The organism is Brevibacterium sp. p3-SID960 (assembly GCF_025144725.1).
Lineage (GTDB): Bacteria > Actinomycetota > Actinomycetes > Actinomycetales > Brevibacteriaceae > Brevibacterium.
The window spans coordinates 1-21,187 of the sequence record NZ_JALXKS010000016.1; the positions used below are offsets into that span (position 1 = coordinate 1).

A 21,187-nucleotide genomic window follows, 5' to 3' on the forward strand; every position below is an offset into this window, starting at 1 on the left:
ATGGTCATCAAATGTCATTACATCCTTGCTTCAACCAGAAACAAAAAACATTCTGGCATCACAAAAACAAACAAACACGCTATTGAGTTCTCAAAGAACAGACGCCCTCCGCAGCTGTCAAAGCCGTTTTCGCTTTGTTCACCGCGGCGCGATCGGTTATTCACTTTAGACTTACACCTCCGTGCTTTGCAAATCGCTTCTCCGTGATCTGCGCCACACGCTTCTTCTCTCTGGACCTGCCGTGAACGACGGTCATCGTGAAGATTCAGTGTCAGCTGTCCTCGACTGCCGTTCCAGTGGTAGCGAGGCATCCAGCGGTTCGTATGCGACCGGGATAACCTGCTCTCTTCGGTGTTTCCGTCGAGCAACAGGTACTAACCTACACAGGGTCTCCAGAGCTTTGCAACTCGAGGGCGCTGTGTTCTGGCTCACCGCTGATTTCAAGCCGCAGAACCGGCCTCGGCGCCCCCGTGGCGGCTCCGTCGGCGGGTGCCGAGGAACAGCACCACGGCACCCGCTCCGATGACAATCCACCCGGAGACCCCCAGCGGGTTCGCGATGATCGGTTTCGACCACGTCCCGCCGGCAGCAACAAGGATGCTGATCCCGGCCGCGGCGTTGAAGCCGCCATGACCGATCGCAGTCGGCCAGGTCGAACCGGATGTCTCCCGCAGCCACACGAATACTGCGCCCACGCAGATGCAGCCGATCATCATGACCGGGATCGAGATCGGCGAACGCGTCTCGAAATTGTGCCCGAGCAGCAGCACGGGTGCATGCCAGGCGCCCCAGATCGCTCCAGAGACGACGGTCATCGCAACGGTCCCCAGACCTCGGCGGCGAAGAGCTGCCGTAAGGTATCCGCGCCATCCCAGCTCCTCACCCAGACCGAGCACCCCGTTGGGGACGACGGCAGCGACAACAACCTGCACGATCTGCAGCAGGACGAAGAGCACCAACGGCATCGCCAGGCCCGTCGCCTCGAGCTGCTCGCGAACCGCTGTCATCTGCCAGTCCGGCTCGAAACCGCCGAGCAGCATCGCCACAAGGCCGGCGAGAATCGTGAGGACGAAGACGATGCCGATCGCCAGCATGCTGAACAGCAGCACCCGGAGGGCGGGGTGGAGACGGCCGATGCGTCCGGCAGGGCTGCCATCGGGCGCGCGCAGGGGCCCGGCGCCCAGCGCCGCGAACGCCTGCCGGAAGGGCACCTTCTCGACCACACGCATGACGACAAGCGCGCTGATCGCAGGCGTGAACATCATGAGCGACATGAGCAGGGCCGGCACGATGGCAGCGATGACCGCCTCACCGGTGGGCGGGTTGTCGGCATCGGCGTTCACGAGCTGACTGGCAGGGCTGTCGGTGCCGAAGAACAGCTCATAGTTGAGCCACAGCGGGAGCACGGCAAACCAGGCGAGACCATATGCCAGAAGGCAGAAGATGATGATGGCGCGCCAGGAGCCGAAAGCCGGGTCTGCCGACGAGGCCCGGGGCGGGGATGCAGGCTGGGGAGCCGTCACTGAATCTCCTGTTCTCAATTGCTTTGTCCCTCAGCACACTATCGCTGTCTCACCGGGTTCGGGATCCAGCGCATCAAGGTCCCGGACATGGTCTTCCCGCAGATACTCGTCCTGATTGAGGTTCTTTCACTCCGGACGGGCGATCACCACCGTCGCCGTCTTCGCATCCATCGTCGCCTCGCTCAACCAGGTCAGGGAGGACGACTCCCCCGGGATCACGAAGACGATCGACGCACGCGCCGAGAGCATCTCGCTGGCGCAGAAGGGGTTCATCAAACTCGAGGATGCGCTCTTCTGCCGCGGAGACGTGCCGTTGCACCCCGGTGCCAAGCGCTGCTACGAAGAACCGTTGCATCCGGGTGCCAAGCGCTGCTACGAAGAGCAGGGCGTCGACACCGGCGAGTGAGCCGATGTGAATGCCGAACAGGGCCGGAGTGCAGATTCGCATCCCAGCCCTGTTCGTCGGGTGGGGACTGTCAGTGGGTGACGGACAGTGCGCCGAGTGTCTTCTTGCCACGGCGCAGCAGCACGACACCGCGGTCGCCAGCATCAAGGACGTCATCGGTAGTGATCGTCTGTTCGCCGTCGGTGACCTTGACGTTGTTGACGTAGGCGCCGCCGTCCTTGATGGCCCGGCGTGCCTCGCCCTTGGACTTGACGATGCCCGAGGCGGCGAAGGCGTCAGCGACCGGCATCCCGGCCGAGACCTCAGCGGCTGGGACCTGCGTGCCGGGCAGCTCGGCAGTCGCCGAGCCCAGGGTTCCCGGGTCGAGAGCTGCCAGTTCGCCGGAACCGAAGAGCGCCTCGGCGGCGGCGAAGACCTGCCGGGTCGTCTGCTCGCCATGGACGAGAGTCGTGACGTCCTCGGCCAGGGCCCGCTGGGCGACCCGCTTGTGCGGGGCGGCTGCGAAGTCCTCACCGATCTGGTCGATCTCCTCAAGCGAGCGGAACGAGAATACCTTGAGGAACTTCATGACATCGCGGTCATCGGCGTTGAGCCAGAACTGGCTGAACGCGTACGGGCTGGTCAGCTCTGGGTCGAGCCACACGGTGCCCGATTCGGTCTTGCCGAACTTCGTGCCATCGGCCTTCGTCATGAGCGGGGTGGCCATCGCGTGGACGCTGACCCGCTCGACGCGGCGGATGAGGTCAGCACCAGCGGTGAGGTTGCCCCACTGGTCGGAGCCGCCGTGCTGGAGCGTGATGCCGTAGCGGCGGTAGAGCTCGAGGAAGTCGTTGCCCTGCAGGATCTGGTAGGCGAACTCGGTGAACGAGATGCCGTGCTCGCTCTGCAGGCGGGCGGCGACCGTCTCCTTGGCCAGCATCCGGTTGACCGAGAAGTGCTTGCCGATGTCGCGCAGGAAGTCGATGGTCGAGATCTCACCGGTCCAGTCGAGGTTGTTGACCAGCTGGGCGGCATGCGGGCCCTCGACGTCGAGGAAGCGCTCGATCTGTGCGCGGATCTTCTCCACCCAGCCTTCGACGACATCGCGTTCGTTCAGCGTCCGCTCCCCCGACATCCGAGGGTCGCCGATGAGGCCGGTGGCGCCGCCGACGAGTGCGTACGGGTTGTGGCCGGCCAGCTGCAGCCGGCGGGCGAAGAGCAGCTGAACGAGGTTGCCCATGTGCAGGCTGGGTGCGGTCGGGTCGAAACCGATATAGAAGCTGATCGGACCTGCGCCGAGCGCCTGCTGCAGCGCCTCTTCATCGGTGGACAGCGCCACCAGTTCGCGGGTCTTCAGCTCACGGAAGATATCAGTCACGATTCACCTTTTCTCATCGGGCCTGCGCGGCGCCGAAATCCGTTGCAGTCACCGCGCTGGTGCCGGGCCGATTCTTCCCGGCAGCACCACAGTGCATATCTTACTCAGACACGCAGGTGCGCCGGGGCGGGGTCCGTATCCCGTCAGGGGAACTGGGCTCAGCAGCTCTGCCTTGACCGCGGTCTCCTCGAACTCCGCTGCCGGGTCGGAAAGCGCGGTGATCGCACCGCCGACTCCGCAGCTGAAGCTCTCGATGGTGATGACGAGGGTGCGGATGACCATCGACAGGTCGAGTGCACCAGACAGTGAGAAGTAGTCGAACGCACCGGAGTGGATGCCGCGCGGGCCGGCCTCGAGATCGTCGATGATCTCCATCGCCCTCGCCTTCGGCGCCCCGGTCATCGCTCCCCGGGAAGCAGGCACACAGGAAGTCCACCGCGCTGGCATCGTCGGCCGGCTGGTATGAGTGCCTCGTAGACGGCCCGGTCGTGGCGCACCCTCAGCTCCCGGGTGACGGGCGGGCTGTTCGACAGCAGCGCCGCGTCCGAGGCGGTGAGGTGTGGGCGGTGCTGGCGCCGCATTCGGCTTTGCGCTCGTGGCCGCGGCTGCCGGTCCAGCCGAGGGCGAACCCGCGCCCGCCGTCCCGCCCAGGGCGGGCGGGGCGGCGGGCGATCGGCGAACCCGGCCTCAGTTCAGCGGGTTGAGGAATCCGCGAAGTCGCGCAGACGGCTGAGTTCCGCCTCGGCGTTGGCCAGCTGCTGGGCGACAGCACTGCGGGCGGTGCCGCCCTTGGCTGACCGCGCGTCGATCGAGCCGAGCGTGGTGAGCACCTCGCGCATCTCGGGTGTGAAGTGCGCGGAGATCTCCGCATAGTCCTCATCGGAGAGATCCCACAGCTCGACACCGCGCGACTCGGCCTTCGCGACGGCTGCGCCGGAGAGCTCGTGGGCGACTCGGAAGGGCACGCCCTGGCGGACGAGCCATTCGGCGACATCGGTGGCCAGCGCGAAGCCGCGCGGGGCCAGATGCGCCATCCGCTCGGTGTCGAACGTCAGCGTCTGCACCATCCCCGCGAAAGCCGGCAGCACGAGGGCCAAGGTGTCGACGGCGTCGAAGACCGGCTCCTTGTCCTCCTGCAGATCGCGGTTGTAGGCCAGCGGCATCGCCTTGAGGGTGGCGAGCAGACCGGTGAGGTCGCCGATGAGGCGGCCGGCCTTGCCGCGGGCGAGCTCGGCGACATCGGGGTTCTTCTTCTGCGGCATGATCGACGAACCGGTCGAGAACGCATCATCGAGGGTGATGAAGGAGAACTCGGCAGTCGCCCAGGCGATGATCTCCTCACTCAGCCGCGACAGGTCGATGCCGGTCATCGCCGAGACGAACGTGAACTCTGCGAACACGTCGCGGCTGGCGGTGCCGTCGATGGAGTTCTCCGCCGAATCGGAGAACCCCAGTTCAGCCGCGACTGCCTGCGGGTCGAGGCCGAGGGAGGACCCGGCGAGCGCACCGGAGCCGTAGGCCGAGGCGTCGGCCCGGGAATCGAGATCGACCAGCCGATCGACATCGCGCATGAGCGGCCAGGCGTGGGCGAGCAGATGGTGGGCCAGCAGCACCGGCTGGGCATGCTGCAGATGCGTTCGGCCCGGCATCGGCGCCTCCGGGTGGGCCTTCGCCTGGGTGATGAGCGCCTCAACGACATCGAGGACGAGACCGGCGATGATGCGGGCGGAGTCGCGGATGTACATCCGGCCCATCGTCGCGATCTGATCGTTGCGCGACCGCCCGGCACGCAGCTTGCCGCCGAGTTCCGGCCCAGCGATCTCCAGCAGGCCGCGTTCGAGTGCCGAATGGACGTCCTCATCGGAGTCGGCTGCGGTGAACTCACCGGAGGTCACGCGGCGCTCGAGCTCATCGAGGGCTTCGATCATGCCCTCGAGCTCGCTCTCATCGAGCAGTCCGGCGCGGTTGAGCACCCTCGCGTGGGCCCGGGAACCGGCCAGATCGTAGGCGGCCAGCCGCCAGTCGAAGTGCGTCGACTTCGACAGCAGCACCACGGCGTCTGAGGGCCCTGAGGCGAACCGGCCGCCCCACAGAGCCAGCCGCCTCGGCGCCTCGGACCCGGGGGCGGCATCCGACCCGGACGCCGACCCGACACCGGTTGCGTGCTCTGGTGAGGTTCCTGGTGCCGGGCTCACAGCCGGCTTCCCTTGTCGAACTTGTGGTCGCGGGCTGCGGCCTGCTTCGAGGACAGTCCGTAGATGTCGATGAAGCCGCGGGCCGAGGACTGGTCGAAGGTGTCGCCTTCGTCGTAGGTGGCCAGGCCGAAGTCGTACAGCGAGGACTCCGAGCGGCGTCCGGTGACGGTGGCGCGGCCGCCGTGGAGCTCCATCCGGATCTCACCGCTGACGTACTCCTGGGTGTCGTCGATGAACGCATCGAGCGAGCCTTTGAGCTCGGAGAACCACTGGCCATCGTAGACGACCTCGGTCCAGCGCTGGTCGACCATCCGCTTGAACCGGGCCTGCTCGCGCTCGAGCGTGATGTTCTCCAGTTCCTTATGTGCGGCGATGAGCGTCATCGCACCGGGGGCTTCGTAGATCTCGCGGCTCTTGATGCCCACCAGGCGGTCTTCGACGATGTCGATGCGGCCGATACCCTGGGCACCGGCCCGCTGATTGAGCTCCTCGATGGCCTGCAGCGGGGTGACGTCGCGGCCGTCGATTGCGACCGGGATGCCCTTGTCGAAGGTGATGGTGACCTCGTCGGCCGGCGGCGGGAAGGTCGGGTCGTCGGTGTAGTCGTAGACGTCCTTGGTGGGGCCATTCCAGATGTCTTCGAGGAACCCGGTCTCCACCGCCCGGCCCCACACGTTCTGGTCGATGGAGAACGGATTGGACTTCGTCGTCACGATCGGCAGCTCGTTGCGTTCGGCGTATTCGATGGCCTTCTCACGAGTGAGTGCGAGATCGCGGACCGGGGCGATGCACTTCATGTCCGGGGCCAGCGAGGTGATCCCGACTTCGAAGCGGACTTGGTCGTTGCCCTTGCCGGTGCAGCCGTGGGCGACGGTGGAGGCGCCGAACTTGCGGGCTGCGGTCACGAGGTGCTTGACGATGACCGGACGTGAGAGTGCTGAGACGTTCGGGTAGGCGTCCATGTACAGCGTGTTGGCTTTGAGCCCGGGCATGCAGTATTCGTTGGCGAACTCGTCGCGGGCGTCGGCGACATAGGCTTCGACCGCACCGCAGTCGAGCGCGCGCTGGCGGATCGTCTCGAGGTCTTCGCCGCCCTGGCCGACGTCGACGGCCATCGCCACCACCTCGGCGCCGGTGGCCTCGTGGATCCAGCCGATCGCCACGGAGGTGTCGAGGCCTCCCGAGTAGGCGAGCACAATGCGTTCAGTCATATGAAGCTCCTTTTCAGCAATGTCATATCTGATTCAAGACTATGGGGTGGGGCGGGCCGACGCCCGCGGTGGTGCACTGGCGGCAGTCGGCTCAAGTGTCGCCGGCCAGTTCGTGCAGCTTCTCCGCTAGCGCCTCGCCGGTAGTCGCTTCAGCGGCGATGACGAGCACGGTGTCGTCCCCGGCGATCGTGCCGAGCACCTCGGGGATGACGGATCGGTCGAGCGCCGAGGCCAGGTACTGGGCGGCCCCAGGCGGGGTGCGCAGCACGACGAGCTGCCCGGAGCTGGTGGCGGTCACGAGCAGCTCTTCGAGCAGTCGCTGCAGCTTCGCGTCGAGCAGGTCAGCGGCCTGCGCGGACTGCAGGCTGCGGTCCCCGCCCTCACCGGGCACGGCGTAGACGGAGCCCTTCCCGGTGCGCACTTTGACCGCGCCGAGGTCGACGAGGTCGCGTGACAGGGTCGCCTGGGTCACAGAGAACCCGCGGCCGGTCAGCAGCCCTGCGAGCTCGGTCTGCGAGTGGATCGTGTGGGTGCGGATGAGTTCGATGATGAGCTGCTGTCGGGCGGCCTTAGTCGTCGGCGTCAGCTGTTCGCTCATGCCTGCGCCTCCAGCCAGGCCATGAGACCCATCTGGGCGTGCAGCCGGTTCTCGGCCTCATCGAAGACGACCGACTGGGGGCCGTCGATGACCTCGGCGGTGATCTCCTGTCCCCGGTAGGCCGGCAGGCAGTGCATGACCAGCGCGCCGTCGGCGGCGCCGTCGAGCAGGGCGGCGTTGACCTGGTAGGGCAGGAACGGCGAGTCGGCGCCGTCGCGGCCTTCGGCGTCGTGGCCCATCGACACCCACGTGTCGGTCACCAGCACATCGGCGCCGGCTGCGGCCGCCGCGGCGTCGGCGGTGATCTCGATCGACCCGCCGGTCTCGGCGGCCAGGGCCTGCGCGCGCTGAACGATCGCGGTGGCCGGCTGGTGGCTGGCAGGGGCTGCGATGCGCACGTGCATGCCGGCATTCGCGCCGGCGAGCAGGTAGGAGTTGGCCATATTGTTCGCCCCGTCACCGAAGTACGACAGCGTCGTGCCGGCCAGCCCCCCGGGTGCCGCGGTCGGTCGGTGCTCGCGGATGGTGAGCAGGTCGGCCAGCAGCTGGCACGGGTGGTAGTCATCGGACAGGGCGTTGATGACCGGCACGGACGCATGGGCGGCCATCTCCTCCAGACCGGCCTGTGCGTAGGTGCGCCAGACGATCATCGAGACCATCCGCGACATAACCTGTGCGGTGTCGGCGATCGACTCCTTGTGCCCGAGCTGCGCCTCGCCGGGGTTGATGATGAGCGGGCTGCCGCCCAGCGCGGCGATGCCTGCGGCGAAGGACACGCGGGTGCGGGTGGAGGTCTTGTCGAAGATGACGGCCACGGTCTGCCGGGCCGTGCCCGAGGCGGCGGTTCCCGGGCCTGCGAAGGGCACCCGGGTGCCGGGATCGGTCTTGAGTTCGGCTGCCAGGTCGAGGACTTCGAGCAGTTCGCCGGGGCTGAGGTCGGTGTCGGTGAGGAAGTGTCGGGTCATGACTGTGCCTTCACGGTGTCGGCGATGAGTGCTGGCAGCGCTTCGATGAAACTGTGCAGCTGTGTGGGGGTGATGATGAGCGGGGGCGCCAGGCGGATTCGGTCGGGGGTGACCGGGTTGATGATGAAGCCGGCCTCCTGTGCGGCGGCCGCCAGTGCAGAGGCGACCGGCAGTACGCCGGCGTCTGTGTGCTGCGGGTCGGTGATGGCGAACGAGCGCAGCAGCCCTGCCCCGCGCACGGCGGTCACGCCGGGGACGGCTGAGAGCTGCTCGGCCAGCTGGTCGCCGGTCGCGCGGACATGGGCGAGCAGTCCGTCTGTCTCGATGGTGTCGAGTACGGCGACTGCGGCCGCGGCGCTGACGGGATTGCCGCCGAAGGTGGTGCCGTGCTGGCCTGCCGACAGCAGCGCGCTGACGTTCTGGCCGATGGTGATGAGTGCGCCGATCGGGATGCCGCCGGCCAGTCCTTTGGCCACGGTGATGGCATCGGGCATGATGTCCTCGCCGATCTCCGGGTGCTGGAAGGCGAACCAGTGGCCGGTGCGGCCGATGCCGGTCTGGACTTCGTCGAGGATCATGAGCGCACCGGCTGCCCTCGTCGCCTCGCGCACGGCTCTCAGGTAGCCGGGCGGGTGCAGCCGCACGCCGCGCTCTCCCTGGATCGGTTCGATGATGACGGCGGCGACCGTGTCGTCCACAGCGCTTCTCAGCGCGTCGACGTCGCCGAAGGGCACATGGGTGGCCTCGGGCATGAGCGGGGCGAACGGCGCACGGTAGGCTTCCTTGGCCGTCAGCGACAGGGCGCCGATGGTACGGCCGTGGAAGGCGCCGTCGACGGCGATGATGCGTGAACGCCCCGGGGTGCCGGGATCAGGGGCATCCACCCGGCGGGCGAGTTTGATGGCGGCCTCATTGGCTTCGGTGCCGGAGTTGGCGAAGAACACCTGGGAGCCTGCTGGCGCGCCGGCGATCTCCAGCAGCTTCAACGCCAGGTTCAGCTGCGGGTCGGTGGTGAAGAAGTTCGAGACGTGGTCGATCGTCGACAGCTGACCGGCCACCGCCTCGGTGATGGCCCGGTGGCCGTGGCCAAGCGTGTTGACGGCGATGCCGCCGAGCAGGTCGAGGTAGTCCCTGCCAGCGTCGTCGGTGACGGTGCAGCCGTCGGCGGCCACGAGCTTCGCCTTCGGGGCGCCGAAGACCGGCAGCATCGTCTGGGCGTAGTCATCCTGCCAGCTCATGCCTGTCCTCCCTTCGTGTGGTCGTCCTGGACCATCGTGCCGATGCCTTCGGTGGTGAAGACCTCCAGAAGCAGCGAGTGGGCCATCCGGCCGTCGATGATGTGGGCCTGGCGCACGCCAGCTTCGACTGCCTCGAGAGCGGCGGTCATCTTCGGGATCATCCCGGAGTCCAGGCGCGGCAGCAGCTCGCGCAGCTGCGCCGGTGTGATCGCTGAGAGCAGTGAGTCCTTATCCGGCCAGTCGGCGTAGAGGCCGGGCACGTCAGTGAGCATGACGAGCTTGTCGGCCCCGATCTGCCGGGCGATTGCGGCTGCTGCGAGGTCGGCGTTGATGTTCAGCGGCTTGTTGACAGCTCCGCCTGCCTCGGCGGCGATCGAGCAGATGACCGGGATGCGGCCGGCGGCCAGCAGCTCGTTGATGAGCTCGGTGTTGACCGAGACGATCTCGCCGACCCGGCCGAGGTCGATCTCCTCACCGTCGACGGTGGCGGTTATGCGCTTGGCCAGCAGCAGGTCCCCATCCTCTCCGGAGAGACCGACGGCGGCGTCGCCGTTCTGGTTGATGCGGGCGACGACTTCGCGGTTGACCTGCCCGGAGAGCACCATCCGCACGACCTCTGCGGCCTCTTCGCTGGTGACCCGCTGGCCGGCGCGGAACTCGCTGTCGATGCCGAGGCGATCGAGCATCCGGGAGATGTGCGGTCCGCCGCCGTGGACGACGATCGGGCGGAGACCTGCGAAGCGCAGGAAGGCGATGTCGTCGGCGAAGGACTGCTGCAGCTCCGGGGAGACCATTGCGTTGCCGCCGTACTTGATGACGATGGTCGCGCCTTTGAAGGTCTTGATCCAGGGCAGCGCCTCGGTCAGGGTCTCGGCTTTGGCCTGGGCTTGGACGAGCCGGTGGGCAGGCGATGTCTCAGTCATGATGAGTAGGCGCTGTTCTCTTCGACGTAGTCATGGGTCAGATCCGAGGTCCACACGCTGGCTTCGAAGTTCCCGGCGTGCAGGTCGACCTTGACGACGACGCGGCGGTCGAAGAGCACCTCGGTGGGGTCGGCGGCCGGGGCGGAGCCGATGCAGACAGGCACGCCGTTGAAGGTGACGTCGATGGCTTGCGGGTCGAACTCGGCGTCGGTGGTCCCGACCTGGGCGACGACGCGGCCCCAGTTGGGGTCTTCGCCGAAGACGGCGGCTTTGAACAGGTTCGAGCGGGCAACCGCGCGGGATACCTCGACGGCCTGCTGCTCGGAGACGGCGCCGCGGGTGGTGATGGTGATGTCGTGGCCGGCGCCCTCGGCGTCGGTGTGCAGCTGGGCGGTGAGCTCGGCGCACACCTCGGTGAGCAGGCGGGTGAATTCGACGAGGTCGGCCTGGTGCTCGGAGGCCCCGGAGCTCATAACGATGACGGTGTCGTTGGTCGACATGCAGCCGTCGGTGTCGAGCCGGTCGAAGGTCTTCTGCGTCGCTGCCCGCAGGGCGATGTCGAGGTCGGCCGATTCGACGACGGCATCGGTGGTGATGACGACGAGCATCGTCGCCAGACCCGGTGCGAGCATGCCCGCACCTTTGGCCATGCCGCCGATGCGGTAAGCGGTGCCCTCGCGGGTGGCGGTCTTGGCCACGGTGTCGGTCGTCATGATCGCCTCGGCGGCAGCGGCACCTGCCTCCGGGGTCTCATTCGCAGCGTCGAGTGCAGCGGCGAGGCTGTCGAGGATCGGCTCGCGGAACTCCGGTCCCCCGACGCCGATGAGGCCGGTCGAGCAGACGAGGACGTCACTCGGGTCAGCGTCGAGGAGTTCGGCGGTGCGGGTGGCGGTGAGTTCGGTGGTCTCGTAGCCGTAGTCGCCGGTGTAGCAGTTCGCACCACCGGAATTCAGCACAACCGCCCGGGCGGTGCCGTCTGCTGAGGCCTGCTGGCTCCACAGCACTGGGTTGGCCTTGCAGCGGTTGGCGGTGTAGACGGCAGCAACCGCATCGGCTGGCCCGTCATTGACCACGACAGCGAGGTCGGCTTTTCCGCTGGGCTTGAGTCCGGCGGTGGTGCCTGCGGCGCGGAAGCCGCGCGGGTAGGTGACGCTCATGATGCGACTCCATTCGGCTGGCGAGTCGGTGGTGGCGGCCGCCGCCGCCATAATATGCATAACAATACATTACCTGCGAACTTTATTCATATCAGGCGGTGTCATTGTGAGGGAGATCACGGCCGACGGGTCGCCTGACCGCGTCTCAGGGGGCCAGTCCCCCGGTCGGCAGACCGGTTTCCTCCGGCAGGCCAAGGGCGAGGTGGGCTGACTGCAGCGCCTGGCCGGCGGTGCCGCGCACGAGGTTGTCAAGGGCGACGGCGACGACGATCCGGCCGGCGCGCTCGTCGATGCCGAACTGCAGGTGGGCGGTGTTCGACCCGGTGGTGGCCGACAGCTGCGGCCAGAACCCATCGACGAGCACCTGCACAAAGGGCTCATCGGCATATGCGGCGGCATACACCTCGGCGACAGCCTCGCGCGTCAGCTGGGCGCCACCGGCCGGGACGGCTGAGAGGGTGGCGAGGATGCCGCGACTGACGGGGATGAGCGTCGGGGTGAATGAGATGCGCACCGGACCACCGGCAGCATCGGCGCCGATGGCGAGGTTGAGGTTCTGTTCGATCTCAGGCACGTGCCGGTGGGCGCCGGCCACCCCGTAAGGCGAGGCGTTGCCGAGGATCTCAGCTGCCGTCAGGTGGGGTTTGAGTGCCTTGCCGGCCCCGGAGACGCCGTTGGCCAGCACCGCGCTCAGCCCGGTCGGCTCGATGATTCCGGCCTGCAGCAGCGGGCTAAGGCCGAGCGTCACGGCGGTGACATTGCAGCCGGGGACTGCGATGCGGCGGGCGCTGCGCAGCTGTTCGCGCTGCTTGGTGCCGTCAGCCAGCAGCATCTCCGGCAGGCCGTAGGTCCAGGTGCCCGGATGCGGGCTGCCGTAGAAATCCTCCCAGGCAGCCGGGCTGATGAGGCGGTGGTCGGCAGCCAGGTCGATGATGAGGGTCTCAGGTGAGGTCTCGGCGAGTTCGGCGGCGATCTCGCCGGAGGCGCCGTGCGGCAAGGCGAGGACGACGACATCGTGACCGGCGAGCACCTCAGCAGTCGAGGGCTTGACGATCATGTCGCCGTAGGCGAGCAGATGGGGCTGGTGGACCACCAGCCGGTCACCGGCACTCGAGTGGCCGCAAACCGTTGTAACGTGAAGTTCCGGGTGACTGCTCAGCAGCCTGAGGACCTCACCGCCAGCATAGCCGGTGGCGCCTGAGACTGCGACTGACATTCGCGACATATGCATAATCATACCGCATCATCGAACTTTATTCAGGAGGGGTTGTGGCCTACGTTGTTCAGGCGATCGAAGCCGGCGGACCGGAGGTGCTGCGCTACACCGAAATCGACGACCCGCAGGCGGGACCCGGCGAGCTCCTCGTCGAGGTCGCCGCTGCCGGCATCAACTTCATCGACACCTACCGGCGCAGCGGCCTGTATCCGATGGAGTTCCCGCACGTCGTCGGCAGCGAAGGCGCCGGTCGCGTCATCGCGGTTGCCGATGATGTCACCGGTTTCTCAGTCGGCGACCGAGTAGCCTGGCACAACGCGCCAGGCTCCTACGCCTCCCGCGTGGCCGTCCCGGCTGACGGAGTGCTGCGCGTGCCCGAGGGGGTGTCCGATGAGATCGCTGCCGCGATTCCGCTCCAGGGTCTGACCGCCCAGTATCTGGCAACCGGTTCCCACCGCCTCGAACCGGGCCAGACCGCACTCATCCACGCTGGTGCCGGCGGGGTCGGCCTGCTGCTCACCCAGCTGGCCAAGCACCTCGGCGCCCGCGTCATCACGACGGTCTCGACTGAGGAGAAGGCCGAGCTGTCCCGCAGTGCTGGTGCCGATGAGGTGTTCCTCTACGGACCCGGGGTCGACATCGCCGCCACGGTCCGCGAACTCACCGACGGCGCGGGCGTCGATGTCGCCTACGACGGCGTCGGCAGGGACACCTTCGATGCCTCCCTGGCCTCGCTCAAGGTACGCGGTTCCCTCGTGCTCTTCGGCGCAGCCTCCGGGCCGGTCGAACCCTTTGATATCCAACGGCTCAACTCCTCCGGCGGGCAGTTCCTCTCCCGCCCTTCACTGCAGTGGTTCGTCCGCAGCCCCGAGGAGCTGGCCGAGCGTTCGGGCATGCTCTTCGACGGGCTCTCAACCGGCTGGCTCGATTTCCGCGTCGGCCACGAGTTCCCGCTCGCGGAGGCTGCCGAGGCGCATCGAGCTCTCGAGGGACGCAAGACAACCGGCAAGGTCATCCTCAAGCCCTGATCCGGGCACTGCTCTTCCCCGCGGCGGGATCTTATGAGGTGCCCTCGGGAAGGGCGTCGATCATCGTCTCGGCGTCGCCGGCTCATGTCGCGATATCGTGCGCTGTCCCGATACGTTCAACCCGTCAATCGGCTGGTGAACCTGGCCTCGAACCGGGGTCGCGCTACTTGAATCGCCGGGTCGCCAGCGCAGGTGCCAGCACCACGGCTGCCAGGACGAACCCACCGAGCAGCACCCAGGCACCGAAGTAGGTGAACAGCTTGAGATCCGGAGCCAGCGGAGGTCCGAAGTCAGCTGACATCATGACGACTCCCCCGAGGATGAGTGCGGTGGCGATGATGACCTGGACCAGCTGATCGACCGTCGTGCGCACGAGGTTCTTGAGGAGGTCGATGTTGAGGCCGCTGGTGCCGATGTCGAGGGTGCCGTCCTCCAAGTGCTGGGCGATTCGGCTGATCTGGGCCGGCAGCGAGGCGAGCATCGGAGCGTTGGCGGTGACGTAGAGGTCAGCGTGGCCGAGGCTGTCCCGGAAGCTCACTGCCCCGCGCATGAGCGTGTCGCTGTGAGCGCGCACGAGGTCGAGCAGGTCGACCGTCGGGTCGAGCTTCTTGAGGCTGCCCTCCAGTGTGGAGATCGCCCGGAATGCATCGGCGACAGCAGTGGGCAGTTCGAAGCCGTTGTCGACGACGAAGGACAGGAGCTCGGAGAACATCGCCGATGAGCTTCCGGAACCGCCGTCGAACTGCAGCATGATCTGGCCGATCTCGCGCTGCAGCAGGCGGATGTCAACACCGACAGGTGCCCCGAACAGGTCGAGGATCGCGGTGGTGGCGGCCTGGGAGTTCTGCCGTTCGAAGGCCATGAGCAGCAGGGCGATGTCGCGGCGGTCGCGCATGTCGAGGCGGCCGACATTGCCGAAGTCGATGAGCCCGAGGCGCCCGGCCGGGTCGATGAGGATGTTGCCGGCATGCAGGTCGGCGTGGAAGACCCCTTTGTGCAGCACCTGGCGGGCGACGGTCATGAAGAGCTGGTCGGCTGCCTCGCGGCGGGCGATCATCGACAGCTTCTCCACCAGATCCCCTGCCTTCGACAGCGGGATCCCATTGACGCGTTCGAGGACGATGACGCGTTCGCTGCTGAGTTCGGGGTGCACGCGGGGGACGTCGACGAGCGGCTGCCCGTCGGGCCCGTGGGGCCAGCCGTTGCCGTGGTGCTGGGCGGCCTCGCGCAGCAGCTGGGTGTTGCGCACCTCGGTGCCGTAGTCGAGCTCTTCATTGAGCGATTCGATGAAGCCGTGCGCGATCGAGCGCACGCCGATCTTCTTCGCCCACCCTGTCCGGTTGTGCGCCTGGTCGGCCAGCGCGCGGATGATGTCGGAATCGGCGCGGACTTGTTTGCGCAGGTGCGGACGCTGGACTTTGACGACGACTGGGGTCCCGTCCGGCAGCTTCGCGGCGTGGACCTGAGCTACCGAAGCGGCAGCCAGCGGAGTCTCGTCGAAGGTGGAGAACACCTCATCGACGGGTCTGCCGAAGGAGCGCTCGAGCACCGGACGGATCTGGTCAAAGTCGACCGGCGGCACATCGGACTGCAGCTTGGAGAACTCCTCGACGAACTCGACGGGCACAACGTCGGAGCGGGTGGCGACGAACTGGCCGAGCTTGACGAAGGTGACCCCTGCCGCGGCGAACGCCTCAGCGGTGGTGCGTGCGATCTCGCGCATCGAGACCTTCAGGGTCGGGATCCGCGGGCGCAGGTAGCGGACGAGTCCGTAACGCAGCAGGATGCGCTGGATCTGGGAGACGCGGCTGACCCGCCGGTAGAGCACGGGCAGGCGCACGATCTGACGCATGACCGAGGAGAAGGTGCCGGTCGGCAGCACGAGTTCGATCGCCAGCAGCAGGAACATCTGGATGACGATGAGCCAGGCGAAGATGAGCAGGAAGACCATGACGGCCGGGAAGCTCATCTCGATCCACGGGATCTGCCCGCCCTGGGAGATGCCGAGCAGCTCGTAGCCCTGCAGGGTGATAGGCCACAGCGACATGCCCATGACGAGCGAGACGATCGTGTTGCGCAGCGTCCCGGTGCCGACGGTGATCGTCCGGCGCACGAGCACGCCGACGATGACCGCATTGAGCAGACCGAGGAGGATCGAGTAGAGCACGTTCATGTTCGTCTGCCTTCCTCGCGTCTGCCCAGCCTCAGCTGATGTCCATCTCCGTGATCAGCTTACGGGCTTGTGAGCAGGCTGCGGGAATCTGCTGGCTGAGCGTTTCTGCAGTGTCGTGACCAGCCCGGATGTAGCGGCCGGTCCACCCGTCGAGCTCACCGGAGGCTGCCGCAAGAGCGAGCGCGGCGAGCTCAGCAGGCGAGGTCCAGTCCTCGTCCGTGCGCCAGTCGTGCATCGGCATCGAGGCGGTCATGTCCGAGCGGATGACGCCGGGGGCCAGTTCGAAGATCTTCAGCCCGCGCTCGTCGCCGAAGTGGACGACGGAGTCGGCGATCCGGAACAGCGCGGCCTTCGATGCTGAGTACGCGCCGTAGGCCGGGGTGCCCTGCGCGCCGGATCCGGAGTTGAGGTCGATGATGCGGCCCGGCTGCCCGGTCGCCTCGGCCGTGGCGATGAGGACCGGGGCGAAGGCGTTGATCATGAGCAGCGGGCCGATGACATTGGTGCCGATCACCCCGACAAGGGAGGCCGGGTCGGCTTCCCACAGCGGGCCCTCGCTCGATTCGACCCGTCCGGCGTTGTTGATGAGCACCCCGAGACGCGCTCCGGTGGCCTGGACATGTGCCTCGATGTCACCGCGCAACGCGGCAACGGATCCCGGCTGGGAGACATCGACGCCGAATCCGGTGACCGTGCCCGAGGTCTCGGCGGCGATCTCAGCGGCAGCCGCCTGGGCGCGGTCGGCGTCGGTGGCGGTGATCGCCACCGGGTAGCCGGCTTCAGCGAACCCGGTCGCCAGGATCCGGCCGATGCCGCGTGATCCCCCGGTGATGAGGGTCAGCGGGCGGGTGGTCTCAACATCAGTCATCTCAGCTCCTCACCTCGGCGCCGAAGCGCTCGGCGGCCACAGCGGTGGCGGCCTCGCGCAGCGCGGAGGCCTCGTCGGCGGTCATCGTGCGGTCCGGAGCGCGGAAGGTCAGCCGGAAGGCCAGCGACTTCTTGCCCTCGGGCACCTGGTCGCCTGCGTAGAGGTCGAAGATCTCGACGTTCTCCAGTTCGGATCCCGCTTCTTCGCGCAGAGCGTCGGCCACCGCCGAGGCGGGGGTCGACTCGTCGACGAGGAGGGCGACGTCCTGCCGAGAGACCGGGTAGGTCGAGAGCACCCCGGCCCAGGCGCGGGTGTCGGACTGGGTCAGCAGCGCATCGAGGCTGACCTCGAAGGCGACCGTGCGGGCGGGCAGGTCGAGGGTCTCGCAGACCTTCGGGTGCAGCTCGCCGGCGTGGCCGAAGTGGGTGCCATCGGCGAAGTCGAAGCGTGCGCAGCGTCCCGGATGGTACGGGGCGATCTGGTCAGCCGTCACGGTGAGCTCGAGTCCGCACGAGGCGGCGATCCGGTGCACCGTGTCGATGACATCGGCAGCATCGGCCTTCCGGCCGGCGCCGAGCACACCCGGTGCCTCGGCATAGCCAGCCATGATCCCGGCGAAGTGGTACGGCTGGGCCGGCACCGAGGCGAAGATCGCCTCAAGCTCGTCCTCGCTCGGGTGGTAACCCGGGGCATAAGACTCAACTGCTGAGAGCTCGGTCGTCTCCGGCTGGGTCACGAGCCCGGCTTCGAAGATCGCGAGGTCCTTGAAACCGCGGCCGAGGTTGCGGGCAGCGGCATCGACAAGGGTGGCGAGCAAGTGGGTGCGCATGAGCGGCTGGTCCTCGGCCATCGGGTTGGCCAGCCGGATGTTGGCACGGCGCGCATCGCCTTCCGGGATCCGCAGGGCGTCACTGCGGGCATCCGAGGTGAACGGGTAGGTCAGCACCTCGGAGTAGCCCAGTGCGGTCAGCAGGTTGGAGATCCGCCGGCGTGCCGCCTGGGCGGCGTTGAGGCCCTTGCCGCCGGGGGCCACCGGCAGCACCGACGGGATCCGGTCGTAACCGCCGGCCCGGGCGATCTCCTCGACGAGGTCGACATCGTCGGTCAGGTCGGCCCGCCAGGTCGGGACGGTGACCTCCAGGACCTCGGCCTCAGGGTCGGTGACCTGGCAGCCGACGGCGCCGAGCAACCGCACGATGTCCGCGCGGCTGTCCTCGGTGCCCAGCCGCCGGTTGGGCAGATCGGCTGCAAGCCGGACGGTGCGGGCCTGCGGGGCGTCCCCGGCGATGGTGACGGCCGGTTCGAGGATGCCGCCGCCGAGTTCGACAAGCAGGTCTGCGCAGCGTTTGGCTGCGACCGGCCCGAGGGCGGGGTCGACGCCGCGTTCGAAGCGGCGGGCGGCCTCGCTCGGCAGCCGGTGCCGACGGGCGGTGCGAGCGATCGAGATCGGGTCGAAGTGGGCGGCCTCGATGAGGATATTGCGGGTCTCGGGGCCGACTTCGAGCTCGGCCCCGCCCATGACGCCGGCCAGGCCGATGATCCGGCTCTCGCCTGCCACGCCGCCCTCATCGGTGATGAGGAGATCCTCGGCATCGAGGGTACGGGTGACATCGTCGAGGGTGGTGAGCTTCTCCCCTGCCTTCGCGCGGCGGACGATGATCTTCTCACCGAGAGCGTCGCGGTCGTAGGCGTGCAGCGGCTGGCCGAGTTCGAGCATGACGTAGTTGGTGACGTCGACACTCAGGCTGATCGGGCGCATGCCGGCTTCGGTGAGCCGGCGCTGCATCCAGTACGGGGTCTGGGCGCTCGGGTCGATACCGGTGACCTGCAGGGCGGTGAACCGGTCGCAGCCGGGCACGCCGTGGATCGGTGCGTCATCAGCCAGTTCGACCGGGTATCCGTCATCGGTGGGCTCCGGTGCCGGCTGGTCGGCTGGATCGTTGAAGTCCTGGCCTTTGAGCATCGCGAATTCGCGGGCGATGCCGCGCATCGACAGTTGGTAGCCGCGGTCGGGGGTGACGTTGACGTCGAGGGTGACTCGGTCGAGGCCGAGCAGTTCCAGTGCGTCGTCACCGGGTTCGCCGGTCAGCCCGAGCCGGGTGAGGACGATGATGCCCTCGTGGTCCTCGCCGAGGCCGAGCTCCTTCGATGAGCAGATCATGCCGTCGGAGATGTGTCCGTAGGTCTTGCGGGCGCTGATGGCGAAACCGCCGGGCAGCACCGCGCCGGGCAGGGCTGCGGCGATGAGGTCGCCGGCTTCGAAGTTGTGGGCACCGCAGATGATGCCGCGCGGTTCGTCCTCGCCGACGTCGACCTGGCACCAGTTGACGGTCTTGCCGTTGGAGTGGGTCTCCTTCTCCAGTTCGAGCACCCGGCCGACGACGAGCGGGCCGGTGACCTCGGGGGCGATGAAGTCCTCTTCCTCCAGGCCGATACCGGCCAGTTCGGCCGCGAGCACCCGCGGGTTGTCGACGACGGAGAAGTCGACGTAGTCGGCTAGCCATTCGAGTGGGACGAGCATCAGGCATTCACTCCAAACCGTGCTGAGAACCGCAGGTCGCCTTCGACCATGTCGTGCATATCGTTGATGCCCTCCTGGAGCATGAGCGTGCGCTCGATGCCCATGCCGAAGGCAAAGCCCTGGTAGACGTCGGGATCGATGCCGGCTGAGCGCAGCACATTCGGGTGGACCATGCCGCAGCCGCCCCATTCGATCCAGCCGGGCCCGCCGACCTTATTGGGGAACCAGAAGTCCATCTCCGCGCTCGGCTCGGTGAACGGGAAGAAGCTCGGCCGCAGGCGGGTGCGCGATTCGGGTCCGAACATCGCGCGGGCGAATTCGTCGAGGGTGCCCTTGAGGTGGGCCATCGTGAGGTTCTTGTCGATCGCGATGCCCTCGACCTGGTGGAACACCGGGGTGTGGGTGGCGTCGAGCTCATCAGTGCGGAAGGTCTTGCCCGGGCACACGACGTACAGCGGGGCGCCGCGTTCGAGCAGCGAGCGCGACTGCACCGGAGAAGTGTGGGTGCGCAGCACGAGGCCGGCCTCGGCGGGCTCGACGAAGAAGGTATCCTGCATCTGGCGGGCCGGGTGGTCGGGGCCGAAGTTCAGGGAGTCGAAGTTCAGCCACTCGGACTCGACCTCGGGGCCTTCGGCGACCTCCCAACCGTGGCCGATGAAGTGGTCGGCGATGCGCTCCTGGATGAGCTGCAGCGGGTGGCGGGCACCCCCTCGGCGGCGGGCCGAGGGCAGGGTGACGTCGATCGCCTCGGCGACGAGCACCTCGGCGTCGCGCTGCTCCTCGAGCGCGGCCAAGCGTGCGTCGTGAGCCTTCTTCACCTGTCCGCGGGACTGGCCGACGAGCTTGCCGGCAGCTGCCTTCTCGGACTTGTCGAGCGTGCCGATCTTCCGGTTCGCCAGCGCCAGCGGCGCTTTGTCGCCCATGTGGGCCAGGCGGGCGGTCTTGAGCTCATCGAGGTTCGAGGCGGCATCGAACGCCGTCAGCGCGGCCTCAACGGCGGCGGCGACGGCGGACTCATCGCGCGGATCGACTGGCGCAGACATCTGCCTTCTTTCTGTTAGCGGACTCTCCATCGCATCCCGCGCATCCTGGCGCAGGAGCAGACCACGAGCCAGTCTAACGAACCGGGCACCAGTGCGTGACCGCATCCCGCAGCTGTTGGCGGCCGTGTGCGCCGGCCTAGTGTCGAGGCATGGACTCCGCCGATCCGCAGCCAGCGGCCGCCTCACCTGAGTGGTTCGACGACAACCGCCGCAACTGGGATGACCGGGCCGCCGTGCACGTGGCATCCGGCTACGGCATCCAGGACCTCATCGACGCCCCTCAGGCCATCCCCGACACGCTGGCACCGGGCCTGCCGCACCTCGGCGACCTCACCGGCGCCTCGCTCATCCACCTGCAGTGCCACCTCGGCACCGACACTATCGGGCTCAAACGGCAGGGCGCCGGCCGGGTCGTCGGCGTCGACCTCTCCGGTGAGTCGCTGCACCGGGCCAGGCAGTTGGTCACCGAGTGCAGGGCCGACATCGAGTACGTCGAGCCGAATGTCTACGCTGCCCGGGCTGCCTTCGACGGCGAGTTCGATGTCGTCTTCTCCACCCTCGGGGTGCTGTGCGGCTGCCCGATGTCACCGCCTGGGCACAGGTCGTGACCTCGCTGCTGGCTTCCGGCGGCCGGTTCCTCATCCGCGATGACCACCCGTTCTTCATGATGATCGGCGAGGACGTCAGCGACGGGCTGCGCGTCGAGCAGCTGTACTTCCAGCAGGTGCAGCCGATGACGTGAGAGGACGATTCCAGCTGTGTCGA

Annotated in this window: 19 protein-coding genes; 4 read left to right on the top strand and 15 right to left on the bottom strand. The window is 67.5% G+C overall.

Annotation, left to right across the window (positions count from 1 at the left end):
* Positions 1-440: 440 nt before the first annotated feature.
* Positions 441-1,523, bottom strand: coding sequence for a CPBP family intramembrane glutamic endopeptidase (locus M3B11_RS06485; protein WP_259875928.1), 1,083 nt, complete (start codon positions 1,521-1,523; stop codon positions 441-443).
* A gap of 115 nt (positions 1,524-1,638) precedes the next feature.
* Here M3B11_RS06485 and M3B11_RS06490 point away from each other — a divergent pair, with 115 nt between their 5' ends.
* Positions 1,639-1,929, top strand: a complete 291-nt coding sequence (locus M3B11_RS06490; RefSeq protein ID WP_259875929.1) for a hypothetical protein — start codon at positions 1,639-1,641, stop codon at positions 1,927-1,929.
* Between the two features lie 70 nt (positions 1,930-1,999).
* On the opposite strand, the gene tyrS is transcribed toward M3B11_RS06490, so the two are convergent.
* From tyrS to argC, 10 genes are all read right to left on the bottom strand, one after another.
* Positions 2,000-3,286, bottom strand: a complete 1,287-nt coding sequence (gene tyrS / locus M3B11_RS06495; protein WP_259875931.1) for a tyrosine--tRNA ligase — start codon at positions 3,284-3,286, stop codon at positions 2,000-2,002.
* Between the two features lie 48 nt (positions 3,287-3,334).
* Positions 3,335-3,661, bottom strand: a complete 327-nt coding sequence (locus M3B11_RS06500; protein WP_259875932.1) for a chorismate-binding protein — start codon at positions 3,659-3,661, stop codon at positions 3,335-3,337.
* Between the two features lie 317 nt (positions 3,662-3,978).
* Positions 3,979-5,481 (bottom strand): argininosuccinate lyase, encoded by a 1,503-nt coding sequence (argH, locus tag M3B11_RS06505; protein WP_396121543.1) that lies wholly within the window; start codon positions 5,479-5,481, stop codon positions 3,979-3,981.
* Entirely contained in the window at positions 5,478-6,692 is a 1,215-nt protein-coding gene (locus M3B11_RS06510; RefSeq protein ID WP_259875933.1) for an argininosuccinate synthase, read from the bottom strand. Before M3B11_RS06510 ends, argH begins: the two co-directional genes overlap by 4 nt.
* A 91-nt stretch (positions 6,693-6,783) precedes the next feature.
* Complete coding sequence (locus tag M3B11_RS06515; RefSeq protein ID WP_259875934.1) at positions 6,784-7,290, bottom strand: arginine repressor; 507 nt, start codon at positions 7,288-7,290, stop codon at positions 6,784-6,786.
* Positions 7,287-8,255: an ornithine carbamoyltransferase gene (gene argF / locus M3B11_RS06520; RefSeq protein ID WP_259875935.1), complete on the bottom strand. Its 969-nt coding sequence runs from the start codon at positions 8,253-8,255 to the stop codon at positions 7,287-7,289. Before argF ends, M3B11_RS06515 begins: the two co-directional genes overlap by 4 nt.
* Positions 8,252-9,493 carry an acetylornithine transaminase gene (locus M3B11_RS06525; protein WP_259875936.1) on the bottom strand — a complete coding sequence of 414 codons (1,242 nt, stop codon included), beginning with the start codon at positions 9,491-9,493 and terminating at the stop codon, positions 8,252-8,254. The genes argF and M3B11_RS06525 overlap by 4 nt, the downstream gene beginning before the upstream one ends.
* Positions 9,490-10,416, bottom strand: coding sequence for an acetylglutamate kinase (argB, locus tag M3B11_RS06530; protein ID WP_259875937.1), 927 nt, complete (start codon positions 10,414-10,416; stop codon positions 9,490-9,492). Before argB ends, M3B11_RS06525 begins: the two co-directional genes overlap by 4 nt.
* Positions 10,413-11,573, bottom strand: coding sequence for a bifunctional glutamate N-acetyltransferase/amino-acid acetyltransferase ArgJ (argJ, locus tag M3B11_RS06535; RefSeq protein ID WP_259875938.1), 1,161 nt, complete (start codon positions 11,571-11,573; stop codon positions 10,413-10,415). The genes argB and argJ overlap by 4 nt, the downstream gene beginning before the upstream one ends.
* A 145-nt stretch (positions 11,574-11,718) precedes the next feature.
* Entirely contained in the window at positions 11,719-12,810 is a 1,092-nt protein-coding gene (argC, locus tag M3B11_RS06540) for an N-acetyl-gamma-glutamyl-phosphate reductase (RefSeq protein WP_259875939.1), read from the bottom strand.
* Between the two features lie 32 nt (positions 12,811-12,842).
* On the opposite strand from argC, the gene M3B11_RS06545 reads away from it, so the two are divergent.
* Positions 12,843-13,817, top strand: a complete 975-nt coding sequence (locus M3B11_RS06545; RefSeq protein WP_259875940.1) for a quinone oxidoreductase — start codon at positions 12,843-12,845, stop codon at positions 13,815-13,817.
* 163 nt (positions 13,818-13,980) lie between these two features.
* Here the strand turns inward: M3B11_RS06545 and M3B11_RS06550 are convergent, their stop codons facing one another.
* From M3B11_RS06550 to pheS, 4 genes are read right to left on the bottom strand one after another with little or no spacing between them, the layout of a single operon-like run.
* Complete coding sequence (locus M3B11_RS06550) at positions 13,981-15,990, bottom strand: AarF/ABC1/UbiB kinase family protein (protein WP_259875941.1); 2,010 nt, start codon at positions 15,988-15,990, stop codon at positions 13,981-13,983.
* Positions 15,991-16,021: 31 nt separating this feature from the next.
* Positions 16,022-16,858 (bottom strand): SDR family oxidoreductase, encoded by an 837-nt coding sequence (locus M3B11_RS06555; protein WP_259875942.1) that lies wholly within the window; start codon positions 16,856-16,858, stop codon positions 16,022-16,024.
* A 1-nt stretch (position 16,859) separates the two neighbouring features.
* Positions 16,860-19,379, bottom strand: a complete 2,520-nt coding sequence (pheT, locus tag M3B11_RS06560) for a phenylalanine--tRNA ligase subunit beta (RefSeq protein ID WP_259875943.1) — start codon at positions 19,377-19,379, stop codon at positions 16,860-16,862.
* Positions 19,379-20,422, bottom strand: coding sequence for a phenylalanine--tRNA ligase subunit alpha (gene pheS, locus M3B11_RS06565; protein ID WP_259875944.1), 1,044 nt, complete (start codon positions 20,420-20,422; stop codon positions 19,379-19,381). The genes pheT and pheS overlap by 1 nt, the downstream gene beginning before the upstream one ends.
* Positions 20,423-20,571: 149 nt before the next feature.
* On the opposite strand from pheS, the gene M3B11_RS06570 reads away from it, so the two are divergent.
* Together M3B11_RS06570 and M3B11_RS06575 are read left to right on the top strand one after the other, a co-directional pair.
* Positions 20,572-21,030: a bifunctional 2-polyprenyl-6-hydroxyphenol methylase/3-demethylubiquinol 3-O-methyltransferase UbiG gene (locus M3B11_RS06570; protein WP_259875945.1), complete on the top strand. Its 459-nt coding sequence runs from the start codon at positions 20,572-20,574 to the stop codon at positions 21,028-21,030.
* Positions 21,027-21,164, top strand: coding sequence for a hypothetical protein (locus M3B11_RS06575; RefSeq protein WP_259875946.1), 138 nt, complete (start codon positions 21,027-21,029; stop codon positions 21,162-21,164). Before M3B11_RS06570 ends, M3B11_RS06575 begins: the two co-directional genes overlap by 4 nt.
* The last annotated feature ends 23 nt before the right edge of the window (positions 21,165-21,187 follow it).